Source organism: Pseudomonas sp. Mb7 (genome assembly GCF_054790525.1).
The window spans coordinates 5501546-5519717 of the sequence record NZ_CP186501.1 but is presented as its reverse complement, the minus strand read 5'-3'; the positions used below and the strand labels follow the sequence as shown (position 1 = coordinate 5519717).

At 59.9% G+C, this 18172-nt stretch carries 18 protein-coding genes and 1 pseudogene; 16 read left to right on the top strand and 3 right to left on the bottom strand.

The genetic code is table 11. The annotated features are described in order from the left end of the window. Positions 1–51: 51 nt before the first annotated feature. Entirely contained in the window at positions 52–741 is a 690-nt protein-coding gene (gene phoB / locus ACOYXH_RS25000) for a phosphate regulon transcriptional regulator PhoB (protein ID WP_007896474.1), read from the bottom strand. Positions 742–892: 151 nt separating this feature from the next. On the opposite strand from phoB, the gene ACOYXH_RS24995 reads away from it, so the two are divergent. Further along, complete coding sequence (locus ACOYXH_RS24995; protein WP_095049648.1) at positions 893–1276, top strand: COG4315 family predicted lipoprotein; 384 nt, start codon at positions 893–895, stop codon at positions 1274–1276. 112 nt (positions 1277–1388) lie between these two features. Here the strand turns inward: ACOYXH_RS24995 and ubiA are convergent, their stop codons facing one another. Both ubiA and ACOYXH_RS24985 read right to left on the bottom strand, forming a co-directional pair. Beyond that, positions 1389–2279, bottom strand: a complete 891-nt coding sequence (ubiA, locus tag ACOYXH_RS24990; RefSeq protein WP_093429631.1) for a 4-hydroxybenzoate octaprenyltransferase — start codon at positions 2277–2279, stop codon at positions 1389–1391. Further along, complete coding sequence (locus ACOYXH_RS24985; RefSeq protein ID WP_460410008.1) at positions 2279–2839, bottom strand: chorismate--pyruvate lyase family protein; 561 nt, start codon at positions 2837–2839, stop codon at positions 2279–2281. The genes ubiA and ACOYXH_RS24985 overlap by 1 nt, the downstream gene beginning before the upstream one ends. Before the next feature lie 201 nt (positions 2840–3040). On the opposite strand from ACOYXH_RS24985, the gene ACOYXH_RS24980 reads away from it, so the two are divergent. The 15 genes and pseudogenes from ACOYXH_RS24980 to ACOYXH_RS24910 all read left to right on the top strand — a co-directional run bounded on the left by ACOYXH_RS24980 (position 3041) and on the right by ACOYXH_RS24910 (position 18104). Then, positions 3041–3208, top strand: coding sequence for a rubredoxin (locus tag ACOYXH_RS24980; protein ID WP_003437744.1), 168 nt, complete (start codon positions 3041–3043; stop codon positions 3206–3208). A gap of 20 nt (positions 3209–3228) precedes the next feature. Next, positions 3229–4377: an NAD(P)/FAD-dependent oxidoreductase gene (locus ACOYXH_RS24975; protein ID WP_460410007.1), complete on the top strand. Its 1149-nt coding sequence runs from the start codon at positions 3229–3231 to the stop codon at positions 4375–4377. A gap of 190 nt (positions 4378–4567) precedes the next feature. Further along, positions 4568–4843 (top strand): HU family DNA-binding protein, encoded by a 276-nt coding sequence (locus tag ACOYXH_RS24970; protein WP_003213368.1) that lies wholly within the window; start codon positions 4568–4570, stop codon positions 4841–4843. A 639-nt stretch (positions 4844–5482) separates the two neighbouring features. Then, the gene (gene tssA / locus ACOYXH_RS24965) at positions 5483–7045 is read left to right on the top strand and encodes a type VI secretion system protein TssA (protein ID WP_095049653.1); all 1563 of its coding nucleotides are present in this window, start codon (positions 5483–5485) and stop codon (positions 7043–7045) included. A gap of 32 nt (positions 7046–7077) precedes the next feature. Beyond that, the gene (gene tssB, locus ACOYXH_RS24960) at positions 7078–7581 is read left to right on the top strand and encodes a type VI secretion system contractile sheath small subunit (protein WP_003229587.1); all 504 of its coding nucleotides are present in this window, start codon (positions 7078–7080) and stop codon (positions 7579–7581) included. Positions 7582–7606: 25 nt separating this feature from the next. Then, positions 7607–9082: a type VI secretion system contractile sheath large subunit gene (tssC, locus tag ACOYXH_RS24955; protein ID WP_016772499.1), complete on the top strand. Its 1476-nt coding sequence runs from the start codon at positions 7607–7609 to the stop codon at positions 9080–9082. Positions 9083–9091: 9 nt separating this feature from the next. Beyond that, positions 9092–9499 carry a type VI secretion system baseplate subunit TssE gene (gene tssE, locus ACOYXH_RS24950; RefSeq protein ID WP_007920274.1) on the top strand — a complete coding sequence of 136 codons (408 nt, stop codon included), beginning with the start codon at positions 9092–9094 and terminating at the stop codon, positions 9497–9499. A gap of 11 nt (positions 9500–9510) precedes the next feature. Next, positions 9511–9786, top strand: a pseudogene (locus ACOYXH_RS24945) (PAAR domain-containing protein); the annotation flags it as partial. 105 nt (positions 9787–9891) lie between these two features. Next, positions 9892–10269: a hypothetical protein gene (locus tag ACOYXH_RS24940; protein ID WP_095049654.1), complete on the top strand. Its 378-nt coding sequence runs from the start codon at positions 9892–9894 to the stop codon at positions 10267–10269. Between the two features lie 40 nt (positions 10270–10309). Then, positions 10310–10669, top strand: coding sequence for a hypothetical protein (locus tag ACOYXH_RS24935; protein ID WP_007920282.1), 360 nt, complete (start codon positions 10310–10312; stop codon positions 10667–10669). Beyond that, positions 10666–11118 carry a hypothetical protein gene (locus tag ACOYXH_RS24930; RefSeq protein ID WP_460410006.1) on the top strand — a complete coding sequence of 151 codons (453 nt, stop codon included), beginning with the start codon at positions 10666–10668 and terminating at the stop codon, positions 11116–11118. The genes ACOYXH_RS24935 and ACOYXH_RS24930 overlap by 4 nt, the downstream gene beginning before the upstream one ends. A gap of 27 nt (positions 11119–11145) precedes the next feature. Further along, positions 11146–12933: a type VI secretion system baseplate subunit TssF gene (gene tssF, locus ACOYXH_RS24925; RefSeq protein ID WP_016985778.1), complete on the top strand. Its 1788-nt coding sequence runs from the start codon at positions 11146–11148 to the stop codon at positions 12931–12933. Further along, positions 12897–13904: a type VI secretion system baseplate subunit TssG gene (gene tssG / locus ACOYXH_RS24920; protein WP_095049657.1), complete on the top strand. Its 1008-nt coding sequence runs from the start codon at positions 12897–12899 to the stop codon at positions 13902–13904. Before tssF ends, tssG begins: the two co-directional genes overlap by 37 nt. A gap of 11 nt (positions 13905–13915) precedes the next feature. Continuing rightward, entirely contained in the window at positions 13916–16573 is a 2658-nt protein-coding gene (gene tssH / locus ACOYXH_RS24915) for a type VI secretion system ATPase TssH (protein WP_095049658.1), read from the top strand. Between the two features lie 10 nt (positions 16574–16583). Then, positions 16584–18104: a sigma-54 interaction domain-containing protein gene (locus ACOYXH_RS24910; RefSeq protein ID WP_095125041.1), complete on the top strand. Its 1521-nt coding sequence runs from the start codon at positions 16584–16586 to the stop codon at positions 18102–18104. Positions 18105–18172: the final 68 nt, after the last annotated feature.

Below are 18172 nucleotides of genomic sequence, written 5' to 3'. Positions count from 1 at the left end.
AGTTTTGATTCACGGAAAATACGGTCCTTGTCAGCGAGTCTGGCGGTCGGATCAGGCCTTGGTGGAAAACCGGTAGCCGGTGCCGCGCACGGTTTGTACCAGATTTTCGTAGGCGTCGCCGAGCGCCTTGCGCAGGCGCCGGATGTGCACGTCGACGGTGCGCTCTTCAACATAGACGTTGCCGCCCCAGACCTGATCCAGCAACTGGCCACGGGTGTAGGCGCGTTCCTGGTGGGTCATGAAGAATTGCAGCAGACGGTATTCGGTCGGGCCCATTTCGGCGGGTTTGCCGTCGATGGTCACGCGGTGGCTGATCGGGTCGAGCAGCAGGCCGCCGACTTCGATCGGCGCTTCGCCGTCGGTCGGGCCGGCGCGGCGCAACACGGCTTTGAGGCGGGCGACCAGTTCGCGCGGGGAAAACGGTTTGGTGATGTAGTCGTCGGCGCCGACTTCAAGACCCTGGATCTTGTTGTCCTCTTCGCCCTTGGCGGTGAGCATGATGATCGGGATGTCCCCGGTCAGCTCGTCACGCTTGAGACGACGGGCCAGTTCGATGCCGGAGGTGCCGGGCAGCATCCAGTCGAGCAGGATCAGGTCCGGCTTGCGGTCGACGATGATGGCGTGCGCCTGCTGCGAGTTCTCTGCCTCAAGGCAGTCATAGCCGGCCATCTCCAACGCAACGGCGATCATTTCGCGAATGGGCGCTTCGTCGTCGACGATCAGAATGCTCCTGCCAACCATGCCTTAATCCTCTTGTCATTTAACTGTCTTGCGCCGCATTAGATAACGGAATTATTGCAGTCGTGTGACAGTATTTTAGTCCGGCGGCGATTGTGCAAATCCTCAACTAAGCTCTAAGTCCGAATCCTGACAACCACAAAAGAAGGTTTCCATGACTCAAATGACTGTTTCTTTCAAAGCCATGCTGATGGCTGCTGCCCTGACTCTGCCTGGATTTGTACTGGCCGCGGATCCTGCGATGGAGAAGGACGGCATGTACACCGATCACAAGGGCATGACTCTGTACACCTTCGCCAAGGACTCGGGCGGCAAGTCGATGTGCAACGACAAATGCGCAACGAACTGGCCTCCGTTGATGGCGACGGCGGGTGACAAGTCGATGGGTGACTGGACTGTCATCAAGCGCGACGACGGCTCAATGCAGTGGGCCTATCAAGGCATGCCGCTGTACACCTTCGTGATGGACAAGAAGGCCGGTGACATGACCGGTGACGGCAAAATGGACGGCGCCTGGAAAGTCGCCAAAGCCAAATAAACGCGGTCCCTTGTAGGAGTGAGCCTGCTCGCGATAGCGGTGTATCAGTCGGCATTTTCGTTAACTGATACACCGCTATCGCGAGCAGGCTCACTCCTACATTGATTTGCGTTTAGCGCAACGCGTAATCCAGCACGATCCCGACGAAAATCGCCAATCCAGCCCAGTGGTTGTGCAAAAACGCTTTGAAGCAGCGCATCCGGTCGCGATCCCGCGTGTACCAGAATTCCCACGCATAACACCCGGCAGCCACCAGCAAGCCAAGATGGAACCAGATTCCCAGCTCAAATTTGGATCCCGCCAGCATCAGGCAACCCAGCGACAATGCCTGCAAACTCAGGATGATCACCCGGTCCGCCTCGCCAAACAGAATCGCCGTGGATTTCACGCCAATCTTCAAATCGTCATCCCGATCGGTCATCGCGTAATAGGTGTCGTAACCCACCGTCCACAGTAGGTTGGCGATCCACAGCAGCCACGCTGCCGCCGGCAGTTCACCGGTCTCGGCCGTGAACGCCATCGGCATGCCCCACGAAAACGCCGCGCCTAGCACCACTTGCGGGTAATAGGTGTAGCGCTTCATGAACGGATAAGTGAAGGCCAACGCCAGACCACCGAGCGACAGCCAGATCGTCGGTGCATTGGTGCACAGCACCAGCAGAAAACTCACGCCCATCAACAGGGCGAAGAACACCAGCGCTTCTTTCGAACTGATCTTGCCGCTGGCCAGCGGTCGCTGCGCGGTGCGTTTGACGTGGCCGTCGACCTTGCGGTCGGCCCAGTCGTTGATCACGCAACCGCCGGCGCGGGTCAGTACCACGCCGAGGACGAAAATCACCACGTTGGCCAGCGACGGCGAGCCTTTGCCAGCAATCCACAACGCCCACAGGGTCGGCCACAGCAGCAGGTAGATGCCGATCGGCTTGTCCATCCGCGTCAACTGAATGAAATCCCAGGCGCGCGGGTTCAAGCGGTTCAGCGACTTGAGCAGGCTCTGATACATCAGCAGTTCTCCGGATGGGCGCGAGCGGTGCGCCACAGGCTCGGCAGGAAGATTTCCGCGACCAATACGCTCAAAGCGCCACGGTCGAAACGCGAACGCCGACCCCACAGCTCAGGCGCCTTCACGTCTGGCGGCAACCATTGTTCAGGGTAGTGACAAACTTCGAGGGCGCGACGCTGGAAGGCCTGATCGCAAAACAGCAATTCGCCCAGCGAGCGGCTGCCCAGTTCGTCCATGTGCAAACCGTCGCCCTGCAAAGCGGCGCGCGAAGCCACGCTGCGGGCGAACACCCAAGCCTCGCCGTGACCGCGCAAATACACCTCGCGTACCCAGCCTTCGCTGCCCTCAGCCAGATCCAGCGCCGCACATTCGTCAGCGCGCAAGGTGTCCCAGCCTTCAAACAGCGGCGTGACGCTGAAGCCGTCATTGGACAACCGGGTCAGTCGGCGGGTGAGGGAGCCTTCGTCGAACAACCAGTCGAGGGTCAACGAATCGGGGAGGGGCGTCAGTCGGCTTTGGGTCAGCCAGAGCGGGGTCGGGCAGGCATTTGAATGTTGCACAATGAGTCATTATTGGCCGCAAATGAGGCGGCGAGCTTACCATGGCGAGCTGCGCTATTGATTGATCCGGGTCGCCGTTGCGCCGAACAGGCTTGCATCTGCCCGGCACCATCAGTACAAAACGCCCTGAGCCGGATGGCAGCGCAGCACCCATCGACCGTCCGCGCCGGCACCCAGCCTGAACCCTGAGGAAGTATCTGAATGAAAAAGTGGCAATGCATCGTCTGTGGCCTGATCTACAACGAAGCCGACGGTTGGCCGGATGACGGCATTGCGCCGGGCACCTTGTGGCAAGACGTGCCGGAAGACTGGCTGTGCCCGGACTGCGGCGTCGGCAAAATGGACTTCGAAATGATCGAAATCAACTAAGCACAATCAAGGAATAAGGCATGAGCGCACCTGTCGTCATCATTGGCACTGGCCTGGCGGGCTACAACCTGGCCCGCGAGTTTCGCAAGCTCGACAGCGAAACCCCGTTGCTGCTGATCACCGCTGATGACGGCCGCTCTTACTCCAAGCCGATGCTCTCCACCGGTTTCGGCAAGAACAAGGACGCCGACGGCCTGAGCATGGCCGAGCCGGGCACCATGGCCGAGCAGTTGAAGGCCGAAGTGCGCACACACACGCGCATCAGCGGCATCGACGCTGGCCACAAGCGCCTGTGGATTGGCGAGGAGGCGGTCAGCTATCGCGACCTGATTCTCGCCTGGGGCGCGGAAACCGTGCGTGTGCCGATTGAAGGCGATGGCAGCGATCTGGTGTTCCCGATCAATGATCTCGAAGACTATGCGCGTTTCCGCGCCGCTGCGGCGGGCAAGCGTCGGGTGCTACTGCTCGGCGCTGGCCTGATCGGCTGTGAGTTTGCCAACGACCTGATACTTGGCGGCTACGAAGTGCAACTGGTTGCACCCTGTGAACAAGTCATGCCGATGCTGCTGCACCCGGCCGCTGCGGCGGCGGTGCAGGCCGGGCTGGAAAGCCTCGGTGCGAAATTCCACCTCGGCCCGGTACTGACCCGCCTGCAAAAAGTCGCCGACGGCCTGGAAGCGCACCTGTCCGACGGCCAGGTCATTCCTTGCGACGTAGTGGTTTCGGCCATCGGCCTGCGCCCGCGTATCGATCTGGCGGCGGCTGCCGGCGTGCAGGTCAACCGCGGCGTCGTGGTCGACCGGCACCTGAAAACCTCCCACGCCAATATTTACGCCCTGGGCGACTGCGCCGAGGTCGACGGATTGAATCTGCTGTACGTGATGCCCCTGATGAGTTGCGCGCGCGCGCTGGCGCAAACCCTGACGGGTAACCCGACCGCCGTGAGCTACGGCCCGATGCCGATCACCGTGAAAACCCCGGTGTGCCCGCTGGTGGTTTCGCCGCCACCACGGGGCAGCGAAGGTGTCTGGACCGTCGAAGGCCAGGGCGCCGACATCAAGGCGCTGTGTCACAGCGCCGACGGCCAATTGCTCGGTTACGCGCTAACCGGTGCAGCCGTGATGGAAAAACTCGCCCTCAACAAACAGCTTCCGGCCCTGCTGGCGTAAATACCGGTCGTTCTGTCGGAATCACCCCGCTTTTGCCCCTACAAAGGTCGCGTGGAGACTGGCGCCGCCGGTATCCGCGTGCCATTCTCACTCCCGTCTGCCGCAGAGTAGAGCCTGCGGCGCCTTGGGCGCTGTTCCAACGAGAACAGCACGGACATAACAACAAAAAACCGTCAAAGGGGCTTCACTAATGCGTAAACCAGAACTCGCCGCTGCAATCGCTGAAAAAGCAGATCTGACCAAAGAACAGGCCAACCGCGTACTCAACGCCGTTCTCGAAGAAATCACCGGCGCTCTGCACCGCAAGGACAGCGTGACGCTGGTCGGCTTCGGCACCTTCCTGCAACGCCACCGCGGCGCCCGCACCGGCAAAAACCCGCAAACCGGCGAGCCGGTTAAAATCAAGGCCAGCAACACTGTTGCGTTCAAGCCAGGCAAATCGTTGAAAGACAGCGTAAATCCTTAATTGCGGCGAACTCCTCGAATAACGGGGAGAACCGCTGAAAAAATGGGCACACCGATTGCGGTCGGGTGCCCATTTTTTATGCCTGCCTATTTGTTATGCACTGCAGCAATAATAAAGCCACGTAACCAATTGCATTGGTTGGCGATCGATCTGCCTCACACTTAAATCAATACCCTATATATAAAAGCCATCATAGTGATGGCACTTTTGCCATTGTTGGTTGTCTCGCTGTGAATTGTTGAAACAACACTGAAATCTTTCGGAATCATCCTACATCCGTTTTTTTCAAAACCCGTCATGCTCCGCGCCATTGTCGTCGGCCCCGGTTTTCGGTGATCACGGCAGATTGGAACGATCGCTCTAAATCAGGGTTTTCAGGTGTTTCGTGCGGCTGCGTATATATGAAGACGGCATCGGGGATTCCCTGACTAAATATAGGGAAACCTCCTACAACAAACAAAGAACAGTTCGTCTTGTTGTTTAATCAGATGCTTGCTAGTGGCCATCATAGTGATTACGATGCGCCCACTTGAAAGAGCACATCTCAATTGGATGAGTCGCTTCACCGCTCTTCGATACTGTCCCGCGCCGCGGTAACTCCAATAGGCGCCTGACTGTAATCCTTAATAAAGGCCATGGATGTCCTACTCAAGCAAACTTTCCGCCCATTACCTCGAACTCGCTAAAGTCTCTGTTTCCAAAGAGAATTTCGCGGGCGAAGACGTTCGTTTTTCGAGCGAATTCGAGGCCTTGGAAAGTGAGCTCGCCAAAGCCTCGTCGATGCACGAAAGCGGGCAGATCGACTGGCTGAAAATTCGCGAAAACAGCGAAAATCTGCTGCGTACCCAATCCAAGGATTTACGTGTCGGCGCCTGGCTGACCTGGTCGCTGTACCAGCGCGAATCCTTCCCCGGGCTGCTGGCCGGTCTCGGTCTGCTGCACCATCTGTCGGAAAACAACTGGGCCGACGTTCACCCGCTCAAACCCCGTACTCGTGCCGCCGCCATCGGCTGGCTGGTACCGCGTCTCGAGCAAGTCATCACCGAAAACATTGCGATCAAAGAGCAGTTGCCGATGTTCCGGCAGCTCTCCGAGCACCTGTCCGGCCTTGAAGCGGCGTGTGCTGAGCACCTGGGCGATGATTCGCCATTGCTGCTGCCGATCTCCCGTCGCCTGAAAACCATGATCCAGCGCGCGGCCGACAATCAGCCGGCCCCCGGTGTGGTCGGTGCGGCGGTGGCGCAGGTCAAGCAGGCGGCGAGCCAGTTGCTCACCCCCGGCGCACCGATCGACAACGAACGAGATGCACACAAAGCCCTGCGCGCCCAACAGGAAAGCGCGCGCCCGCTGTGCGCCTGGTGGCTCAAGCAGAAGGCTACTGACCTGCGCGCCCTGCGCCTGAATCGCACGTTGCTGTGGATGACCATCGACGCAGTACCCGAGCGCAACGCCGAACAGATCACCGTGTTGCGCGGCCTGCCACTGGAAAAACTCAAGCTCTACCAAGACCGTTTCGATCAAGGCAAATACGCTGACCTGCTGGTGGAACTGGAGGCGAGCCTGGCGAAGGCGCCGTTCTGGTTCGATGGGCAGAGGATGGTCTGGGAGTGTCTCCAGAACCTCAACGCCGAGTTGGCAATGCGCGAAGTGGAAATCCACTTCGCGCTTTTGATTCAACGGCTGCCCGGCATTGTCGAGTTGCGCTTCCATGACGGCGCGCCGTTTGCCGATCCGTCCACCCGGGCGTGGATCGCCGCCAATGTCATGCCGCACCTGCAAAGCGCCAGCGCGCCGCGCAAGGTCGAAAGCGAAAACGTCGAAACCCAGCCAGCCTGGGAAAAAGCCCTCGAAGAAGTTCTGCCGCTGCTGCGCAAGGAAGGCCTGAAGCCGGCCGTGCAGACCCTCAAGCAGGGTTTGCAATCCGCCCACGGCGGACGCGAACGTTTCTTCTGGCAGTTCGCCCTCGCGCGGCTGTGCTTCATGGCCAAGAAATACGAACTGGCCAAGAACCAGCTGGAAACCCTCGATCAGACATTACAGGACTCAGGCCTGCACGCCTGGGAGCCCGATCTTGCATTGGAAGTGCTGCACCTGCTGCACAGTTGCTGCGAGTTGTTGCCGCAGAACCATGCCGTACGTGAACGCAAGGAAGAGATTTATCGCAGGCTGTGCCACCTCGACCTCGAAGTGGTACTCGAATAGGCCCCAGGGCCACAACCGCAAGGAGAAAAGCCATGGCCAAAGAAGGCTCGGTAGCCCCCAAGGAACGCATCAACGTCACCTTCAAACCCGCCACCGGCGGTGCTCAGGAAGAGATTGAACTGCCGCTGAAGCTGCTGGCAATCGGTGACTACACCCACCGCAAGGACGATCGCAAAATCGAAGATCGCAAGCCGATCAGCATCGACAAGATGACCTTCGACGAAGTGTTGGCCAAGCAAGAACTGGGTCTGACGCTGAGCGTGCCGAACCGTCTGCAGGAAGATGGCGAGGCCGACGAGCTGGCTGTGCAACTGCGCGTCAATTCGATGAAGGACTTCAACCCGGCCAGCCTGGTCGAGCAAGTGCCTGAGCTGAAAAAACTGATGGAACTGCGCGATGCGCTGGTGGCCCTCAAAGGCCCGCTGGGTAACGCACCTGCGTTCCGTAAAGCGATCGAAGGCGTGCTCGCCGACGACGAATCCCGCGGTCGCGTACTCGGTGAGCTGGGCCTGAACGCCGCAGCCCCGGACGCCTGAGACTCCAGCCAAGGAAGCCAACACAATGAGCACTAGCGCAGCACAAGAGAAGAGCGCCGCCAGCGGCGAATACAGCATTCTCGACAGCATCATCGCCGAAACCCGTCTGACTCCGGACGACGAAGCCTACGACATCGCCAAGCGCGGTGTGTCGGCCTTCATCGAAGAACTGCTCAAGCCGCAGAACAACGGTGAGCCGGTCAAGAAGGCCATGGTTGACCGCATGATCGCCGAGATCGATGCCAAGCTCAGCCGTCAGATGGACGAGATCCTGCACCACCCGGACTTCCAGGCTCTGGAGTCGTCGTGGCGTGGCCTGCAGTTGCTGGTCGACCGCACCAACTTCCGCGAAAACATCAAAATCGAAATCCTCAACGTCTCGAAAGAAGACCTGCTGGACGATTTCGAAGACTCGCCGGAAGTCATGCAGTCGGGCCTGTACAAGCACATCTACACTGCTGAATACGGCCAGTTCGGTGGTCAGCCTGTGGGCGCGATCATCGCTAACTACTACATGTCGCCAAGCTCGCCAGACGTCAAGCTGATGCAGTACGTGGCCAGCGTTTCGTGCATGTCGCACGCGCCGTTCATCGCTGCTGCCGGCCCGAAATTCTTCGGTCTGGAAAGCTTCACCGGCCTGCCGGATCTGAAAGATCTGAAAGACCACTTTGAAGGCCCGCAATTCGCCAAATGGCAGAGCTTCCGTACTTCGGAAGACTCCCGCTATGTTGGTCTGACCGTGCCGCGTTTCCTGCTGCGTAACCCGTACGATCCGGAAGAAAACCCGGTCAAATCGTTCGTGTACAAGGAAACCGTTGCCAACAGCCACGAGCACTACCTGTGGGGCAACACGGCTTACGCGTTCGGCACCAAGCTGACCGACAGCTTCGCCAAATTCCGCTGGTGCCCGAACATCATCGGCCCGCAGAGCGGTGGCGCGGTTGAAGACCTGCCGTTGCACCATTTCGAAAGCATGGGCGAAATCGAAACCAAGATCCCTACTGAGGTTCTGGTTTCCGACCGTCGTGAATACGAACTGGCCGAGGAAGGCTTCATCTCCCTGACCATGCGTAAAGGCTCCGACAACGCGGCGTTCTTCTCCGCAAGCTCGGTACAGAAGCCGAAGTTCTTCGGCATCAGCGCAGAAGGCAAGGCCGCAGAGCTGAACTACAAGCTCGGCACCCAACTGCCGTACATGATGATCGTCAACCGTCTGGCTCACTACTTGAAAGTGCTGCAGCGCGAGCAACTCGGTTCGTGGAAAGAGCGTACCGACCTCGAGCTGGAACTGAACAAGTGGATCCGTCAGTACGTTGCCGACCAGGAAAACCCGAGCGCCGAAGTGCGTGGCCGTCGTCCGCTGCGCGCTGCGCAAGTGATCGTCAGCGACGTTGAAGGCGAGCCGGGCTGGTACCGCGTGAGCTTGAACGTGCGTCCGCACTTCAAGTACATGGGTGCCGATTTCACCCTGTCGCTGGTTGGCAAGCTGGACAAAGAGTAAGAGCGACTCATGGACGGATACGGCAGCCTGTTCGAACGCCTTAACGGCGACGCGCAACTACGCAAGGGCAACAGCCTTGAGGCTTGTGCCATGGCGTCAGTGGCTGCCCATCTGGCCAAAATGCTCAGCACCCGGGCCGGCAGCGTGCAAACGCTGGCCGACTACGGGTTGCCCGATCTCAATGACATGCGTCTGAGCCTGCACGACTCCCTGAGTCAGGCCCGTCTGGCCATCGAGAATTTCATCGAAGCCTACGAGCCGCGCCTGAGCAACGTGCGTGTCATTTCCCTGCCGCGTGACCACGATCAACTTCGCCTCGCCTTCAGCATCGAAGGCCTGCTGGAAGTTGAAGGGTTCAAGCGTCAGGTCAGTTTTTCCGCGCGCCTGGATGGCAGCGGACAAGTGAAGGTCACCTAAGGAGATCCCCGATGTCTGGCAAACCAGCAGCACGCGTATCCGACCCCACCGCTTGCCCACTTCCAGGCCACGGTACCAACCCGATCGCCGCCGGTTCCGGCGACGTGTTCTTCGACGGCCTCGCGGCCGCCCGCCAAGGCGATGCCTCGGCGTGTGGTGGTGCGATGGTCGGCGATCTGGCGACCACGGTTTTGATCAATGGCAAACCGGCCGCGACCGTGGGTTCGGTTGGTATTCACGGAAACAAGGTCACGGCAGGTTCCGGGACGGTGATTATCGGCAATTCGCCAGGGTCGAGCTGATGACTAAGAAACACCTGAGTGGCGTTGTTCGTTCATGGATAGTCGATAGCGGGGCGTTCTGTCCATGAAGCACATGTTCGGGTCGGCTCAATGAAACACAGAGCCTGGCAATGTCTTGTGGCTTTTCTCAGCTCGGTTGGTTTGCTGGCGATTTTGGTCGGCTTGACGCTGCTGCTGCGGATGGAAAGCTCGACCGAACCAAAGCTGTTCGCTCATCCCCACGCGTTGTGGATTGGCGCCGAGGATGGGGGGGTATTCGTCGAGATTACTAAGCACGAAGCGCCGGACTATTACGTGGAAATTCGTCACGAAAGTGGAGGGATGTGGACTGAAGGCTGGGTTCGATATGGCACCAGGGACAGCCATCCACTCAGCGCTGCGGCAATTGGTGGCTACGGCGGTGAAGAGCTCTATGTCTATACGGGTGTCGCGATCACGGCGCAAAAACAGGGAGTTGCGCAGCGATGAATAAATATGTGCCAGCGACCCCGGGGCAGGAGACGGACGCATGACCGACTCAGGTCGCTTCGCAATGATTTGGCTGCAGCGCTTGCTACTCGTGGTGGGAGCGTTCGCCTGCATGCTCTATTTTGCTGCGCACGCGCTTTCCAACGCTTTTATGTTGCTGATGGACCGCGAAAATTTTATCCCTGCGCAGTCGTCCATCTGGACATTCGAACCTTACGAAATCAATCAAGGCTCTTCGTCTTACTGGCTCTACGGTGAGGACAGGGACAACTATTACTTTTTTGCGTACGTCCCTGAACATTCATATCGCGTGATCGCAAAAGACAATGGGTGCGCAGGCTTCGACAAGCGCGATGTCCGCACATGGTGCATGGATCACGCTGTGGAGGTTCGCAGATGACCGACTCATCAAGCGAGATGCTTATGCTCAGTCGCACGCAACTGAGCTTCTTCATGGTGGCCTTATGGTGGCCATTGCTGGCGGTGTTGGCGATCAGTTCCTATGACCTGTGGAATGGCGAGTATTCAACACCCGAGTCGTCCGGGATTTATTGGCAGTACCTGTTGTGGTGGGGAATTCCCGGGCTTTTGGGTTTTTCGCTATGGATGTCCCGATCGGCGCAGAGCCGCAACGAGCAGCAGGCATTGCGGATGGTTTGGTGGGCGCCGGTGAAGTTCATCCCGTTCTATGCCGTGCCATGGATGCTGTATGGCTTGCTCAGTCTGGCCGTCGGTCAGCTCAGTGATGCCTACATGGCGTACGGCTGGATCTCGATTGTGCCGTTTCTCCTGATTGGCGGTTACGTCTGTGCCGGCGTGACGGTCGCGCTCTACAGGATATTTTTTTGATGAGTTCCACTACCAGGCAGGTAACCCGTGTCCTTTAACCACTACTACCAAAGCGAACTCACCGCGCTGCGCCAACTCGGTCGCCGTTTCGCCGAGCGTAGTCCGGCGTTGGCGCCGTATCTGGGCCAGGCCGGGCGGGATCCGGATGTGGAGCGGTTGCTCGAAGGCTTTGCGTTTCTGACCGGGCGTCTGCGCCAGAAGCTCGATGACGAGCTGCCGGAACTCAGCCATTCGCTGATGCAACTGCTGTGGCCGAACTACATGCGCCCGCTGCCGGCGTTCAGCATTTTGCAGTTCGATCCGCTCAAGCGATCCGGGCCGGCGTTGCGTGTCGAGCGTGATACGCCGATTGAAAGCAAGCCGATCGAAGACGTGCGTTGCCGCTTCCGCACCTGCTACCCGACCGAAGTGTTGCCGCTGGATCTGGCCGCGCTGAATTACTCGGTGAAGGGCGACGGCTCGCTGCTCAGCCTGCGCCTGGAAATGAGCGCCGACGGCCACCTCGGTGAGTTGGAACTGAGCAAACTGCGTCTGCACTTTGCCGGTGAGCGCTATATCAGTCAGATGCTCTACCTGAGCCTGCTGCGCAACCTCGAAGGTATCGAACTGATCCCGCTCGACGGTGCCGGCAAACCGATCGATGGCGTCAGCGGCAAGCCGATGGCGTTCAAGATTCCCGGTGATCGGGTCAAACCGGTGGGCTTTGCCGAAGAAGAAGCGTTGATCCCGTATCCGCTGAACACCTTCCGTGGCTATCGCTACCTGCAGGAATACTTCGCCTTCCAGGACAAGTTCCTGTTCGTCGACGTCAACGGCCTGGACATCATCAACGCGCTGCCGGAAGACACCCTCAAGCAGATGCGTGGCCTCGAATTGCGCTTCGATATTCGCAAGAGCGGCATCATGCGCATGCGTCCGACCTTGGATAACGTGAAACTGTTCTGCACACCGATTGCCAACCTGTTCGCCCACGACGCACTGCCGATTCGCCTCGACGGCAAGCAGGATGAATACCTGTTGCTGCCGGCGGAATACGATCTGGAAAACTGCGGTGTGTTCTCGGTGGAAACCGTGACCGGCTGGAAGCCCGGCGGCCTCGGTTATCAGGAATACGTGCCGTTCGAATCCTTCGAGCACGACCCGAGTTTCGACGTGCCCAACAGCCGTCCGCATTACAGCATCCGCCAGCGTTCGTCCTTGCTGCACGACGGCCTCGACACCTACCTGAGCTTCGGTATTCGCCATACCGAAGCCCACGAAACCCTGTCGATCGAGCTGATGTGCACCAACCAGAACCTGCCGCGCAAGCTCAAGCTCGGCGACATCTGCATGGCCAGTGAAGAGACGCCGGAGTTCTTGAGCTTCCGCAACATTACCCCGGCCACTTCCAGCTTCGCGCCACCGCTGAACCGTGACTTCCTGTGGAAGCTGATCAGCAACATGTCGCTTAACTATCTGTCGCTGGCCGACGTCAATGCGTTGAAGGTGATTCTCGAAACCTACGACTTGCCGCGCTACTACGACCAGCACGCGGAGAAGGTCAGCAAACGCTTGCTCGGCGGCCTCAAGCACATCAAGCATCACCACGTCGACCGCTTGCACCGTGGGTTGCCGGTGCGCGGTTTGCGCACCGAACTGACCATCGACCCGGAAGGGTACATCGGCGAAGGCGACCTGTTCGTCTTCGCTTCGGTTCTTAACGAGTTTTTCGCGCTTTACGCCAGTCTCAATTCATTCCATGAGCTGCGCGTAAAAAGCACACAGGGAGAGGTGTACCAATGGACACCACGTATGGGCCTGCAGCCCCTGCTTTAAGCGGGCTGACCAAGGTAATACGCGAGTACTCGCTGTTTCAGGCCGTGCTGCTGGTGATCGACCGGCTGCGCGAAGCACACCCGTACCTGAGCGAAGACGATCTGTACGACCACGTGGAGTTCCAGGCCAACCCGAGCCTGGGCTTTCCGCGCAGCGACGTCGATCGCGTCGAGTTTTTCGAAGAGCACGGGCAGATGCGCGCGCGCATGCGTTTCAACCTGATCGGCCTGGTCGGTTCCGGCTCGCCGCTGCCGGCGTTCTATGGCGAACAAGCCCTGGGCGACAGCGAGGACGGCAACCCGACGCGCAATTTCCTCGACCTCTTTCACCATCGCCTGCAACGGCTGATGCTGCCGATCTGGCGCAAATATCGTTACCGCGCAAGCTTCCAGAGCGGCGCGATTGACCCGTTCTCCTCGCAGCTGTTCGCCCTGATCGGTCTGGGCGGCGACGAGATCCGCAAGGCCAAGGAACTCAACTGGAAACGCCTGCTGCCGTACCTCGGCCTGCTCAGCTTGCGGGCGCACTCGGCGGCGCTGATCGAAGCCGTACTGCGTTACTACTTCAAGCACGAAGACCTGGTCATCGAGCAGTGCATCGAGCGCCGCGTAGAAATTCTCGAAGAGCAGCGCAATCGTTTGGGTCGTGCCAACAGCATGCTCGGTGAAGACCTGGTGCTCGGCGAACACGTGCGCGACCGCAGCGGCAAATTCCGCATTCACATCACCGAACTCGACTGGCAGCGATTCCATGAATTCCTGCCGATCGGTTTCGGTTACCAGCCGCTCTGCGCGCTGGTGCGGTTCACCCTGCGTGACCCGCTCGATTACGACATTCGCCTGGTCCTGCGCCAGGAAGAAATCCGCGAACTGCGCATCGGTGAGCAGAACGCCTGTCGCCTCGGTTGGACCAGTTGGCTGGGCCGCGAGAAAGCGGACGGCGTGGTGACCCTGGGCAGCAAAATTCATTAAGGACGTGAGCCATGATCAACGTAGACCTGCAACAACTCATCCAGGCGCTGGACGCCGAAACCCGTCGTGATCTGGAACGTTCTGCCGAGCGTTGCGTGGCCCGTGGTGGCAGCAAGATCCTCGTCGAAGATTTGATGCTCGGCCTGCTCGAGCGCCCGAATGGCTTGTTGTCGCGCGCACTGCAGGATGCAGACGTCGACGCCGGTGAACTCAGCGCCGCGCTGCAATCGCGGGTCGAACACAGCGCTTCGCGTAACCCTGTGTTCGCCCCGGAACTGGTGCAGTGGCTGCAAGACGCGCTGCTGGTGGCCAATCTCGAACTGGGCCAGACCCAGGTCGAAGACGCCGCGCTGATCCTCGCGCTGCTGCGTAATCCGATGCGCTACGCCGGCAGCCGTTATCAGCCGCTGCTCGCCAAGCTGAACATTGATCGCCTGAAGGAATTTGCCCTGTCGCAACAGGAGCAACCGGCGGCCAACGGCAAACCAGCGGCGCAGGGCGAATCGCTGCTGCAGCGCTTCACCCACAACCTGACCCAACAGGCCCGCGACGGCAAACTCGACCCGGTGCTGTGCCGTGACGGCGCGATTCGGCAGATGGTCGACATCCTCGCCCGTCGCCGCAAGAACAACCCGATCGTCGTCGGTGAGGCCGGTGTCGGCAAGACCGCCATCGTCGAAGGTCTGGCGTCGCGAATCGCCGCCGGTGAAGTGCCGCAAGTGCTCAAAGGCGTAGAACTGCTGTCGCTGGACATGGGCCTGCTGCAGGCTGGCGCCAGCGTCAAAGGTGAGTTCGAACGTCGTCTTAAAGGCGTGATCGACGAAGTCAAAGCCTCGCCAAAACCGATCATTCTGTTCATCGACGAAGCCCACACCCTGATCGGCGCGGGCGGCAACGCTGGCGGTTCCGATGCGGCCAACCTGCTGAAACCGGCACTGGCCCGTGGCGAACTGCGCACCATCGCTGCGACCACCTGGGCCGAGTACAAGAAATACTTCGAGAAAGACCCGGCGCTGGCCCGTCGTTTCCAACCGGTGCAACTGCACGAACCGACCGTCAGTGAAGCGGTGACCATCCTTCGTGGTCTGGCCCAGGTTTACGAGAAGAGCCACGGCATTTACCTGCGCGATGACGCGGTGGTTTCGGCGGCTGAATTGTCCGCACGTTATCTGGCCGGTCGGCAGCTGCCGGACAAAGCTGTCGATGTGCTCGACACCGCTTGCGCCCGCGTACGCATCAGCCTCGCCGCCGCCCCGGAAAGCCTTGAGCGCCTGCGTGGCGAACTGGCTGAAGGTGGCCGCCAGCGTCAGGCCCTGCGCCGCGATGCCGAAGCCGGTCTGCTGATCGACCACGAAGCGCTGGATGCATTGGAAGCGCGTCTCGACGAAGCCGAAACTGAAATGGTCGCGCTGGAAACCCTGTGGACTGAACAGAAGCAACTGGCCGAGCGCCTGCTGGAACTGCGTCAGCAACTGGCCAAGGCCCGCGAAGCTGCTGCGGTCGAGCCAGTGGTCACCGTTGAAGAAGACGCCGAAGGCACCGTGATCGAAACCGTCTCCGCTGAGGTTGAAGAAGGCCAAAGCGTCGAAGCGCTGGAAGCCCAGCTCAACGAAACCCACAGCGCCCTGACCGCCGCCCAAGTCAAAGAGCGTCTGGTCAGCTTCGAAGTCTGCCCGCGTCTGGTCGCCGAAGTGATCAGCGCCTGGACCGGCGTGCCATTGGCGCAACTGGCCCGTGAGCACAACGCCAAAGTCGCCAGTTTCGCCACTGACCTGCGCACGCGCATCCGTGGTCAGGAACAGGCCGTGCACGCACTGGATCGCTCGATGCGCGCCACCGCTGCCGGTCTGAACAAGCCTGACGCGCCGGTCGGTGTGTTCCTGCTGGTCGGCCCGAGCGGCGTCGGTAAAACCGAAACCGCGCTGGCCCTGGCTGACTTGCTGTACGGCGGTGATCGTTTCATCACCACCATCAACATGTCCGAGTTCCAGGAGAAGCACACCGTCTCCCGTCTGATCGGCGCACCACCAGGCTACGTCGGTTACGGCGAGGGCGGCATGCTCACCGAAGCCGTACGCCAGAAACCGTACTCGGTGGTGTTGCTCGATGAAGTCGAAAAGGCTGACCCGGACGTGCTCAACCTGTTCTACCAAATCTTCGACAAAGGCGTGGCCAACGACGGCGAGGGTCGCGAGATCGACTTCCGCAATACGTTGATCCTGATGACCTCGAACCTCGGTAGCGACAAGATCAGCGACCTCTGCGAAAACGGCGCACGCCCGACCGCTGAAGTCCTCGAAGAAACCATTCGCCCGGTACTCAGCAAACACTTCAAACCGGCGCTGCTGGCGCGGATGAAAGTGGTGCCGTACTACCCGGTCGGCGGCCCGGTATTGCGCGAGCTGATCGAGATCAAACTCGGTCGTCTCGGCGAGCGCCTCAACCGTCGTCAGCTGGATTTCAGCTGGTGCCAGAACCTCGTCGATCACCTGTCCGAGCGTTGCACGCAAAGCGAAAGCGGTGCGCGTCTGATCGACCATCTGCTCGATCAGCACGTGCTGCCGCTGGTGGCTGACCGCTTGCTCGACGCCATGGCCACCGGTGAAAGCCTCAAGCGTGTGCATGCCACGCTCGACGGCGAGTCCAGCGTGACGTGCGAGTTCGCCTGAGGTGGGTGTGATGTTCACTCAGGTGCCGCAGCCACTGGTCTATGCCGAAGCGTTGCTGGCGCAGTTCGCCAGTCTGTCGCGGGCGGCGGACGGTGCTGCGTTGCTGGGTGACTTCGTGCGTGGGTTGGCCGAGTTGAGCGGTTGCGAATTGACGCAGCTGTATCTGCTCGACGCCACCCACACGTGCCTGGGGATGAATGCCGAATACCTCGACGGCGCCTTGCAACCGCGTGAAGCGGCGAGCCTGCCGGCGGATTACAACGGTGAGCAACTGCTGCAATTCGCCCTGTGCCAGAACCGCGTGGTGTGCCTCGACGACTTGAGCGGCAGCCTGCACGAAACCAGTTTCCTGCCAGCGGCGACCTCGCCGTGGCAGTCGCTGTTGTGCGTGCCACTGGTCAATCAGCACAAAGCTGTTGAAGGTTTGCTGTTGTGCGCCAGCCGTCGTCGTACCAACCTGCAAGGCTTCGCCGATTCCCTCGGCCAGCTCGGCTCGTTCGTGCTTGGCCAGTTGCATTTGCTGCAACGTCTGCGCCAGCCACTGGCGGAATCGGCAACGGTAGCGCGCAGCGTGCCGAGCATCAGTGGTTATGGTTTGATCGGCAAAAGCGCGGCGATGCGTCAGACCCATTCGCTGATCAGCAAAGTCCTGCACAGCCCGTACACCGTGTTGTTGCGCGGCGAAACCGGCACCGGCAAGGAAGTCGTTGCGCGGGCGATTCACGATTGCGGCCCGCGCCGTTCCCAGGCGTTTATCGTGCAGAACTGCGCGGCGGTTCCGGAAAATCTGCTGGAAAGCGAGCTGTTCGGCTATCGCAAAGGCGCGTTCACCGGTGCCGATCGCGACCGCGCCGGCCTGTTCGATGCGGCCAATGGCGGCACGTTGTTGCTCGACGAGATCGGCGACATGCCGTTGTCGTTGCAGGCGAAGATCTTGCGCGTGTTGCAGGAAGGCGAGATCCGTCCGCTGGGCTCCAACGACACGCACAAAATCGATGTACGCATCATCGCCGCAACGCACCGCGATCTGTCGACGCTGGTCAGCGAAGGCAAATTCCGCGAGGACTTGTACTACCGCCTCGCGCAATTCCCGATCGAGCTGCCGGCGCTGCGTCAGCGTGAAGGCGACATCCTCGAACTGGCCCAGCACTTCGCCGAGAAGACCTGCACGTATTTGCAACGCGATCCGGTGCGCTGGTCGAGTGCGGCGCTGGAACACCTGTCCGGCTACAACTTCCCCGGCAACGTGCGTGAACTCAAGGCATTGGTCGAACGTGCGGTGCTGTTGTGCGAAGGCGGCGAGTTGCTCGCCGAGCATTTCTCCCTGCGCATGGAGGCAATGCCGGAAGACAACAGCCACTTGAATTTGCGCGAACGTCTGGAGCAGGTCGAACGCACGTTATTGCTCGATTGCCTGCGCAAAAACGACGGCAACCAGACCCTCGCCGCCCGTGAACTGGGCTTGCCGCGACGCACGCTGCTGTATCGGCTCGGCCGTTTGAACATCAATCTGGGAGATTTCGATGGGTAGGCAAAACTTCATCGAAATCCCCACAAAAACCAATTTCAGCGCCGCCCGCAAGGGTCGGCGCTTTGTGC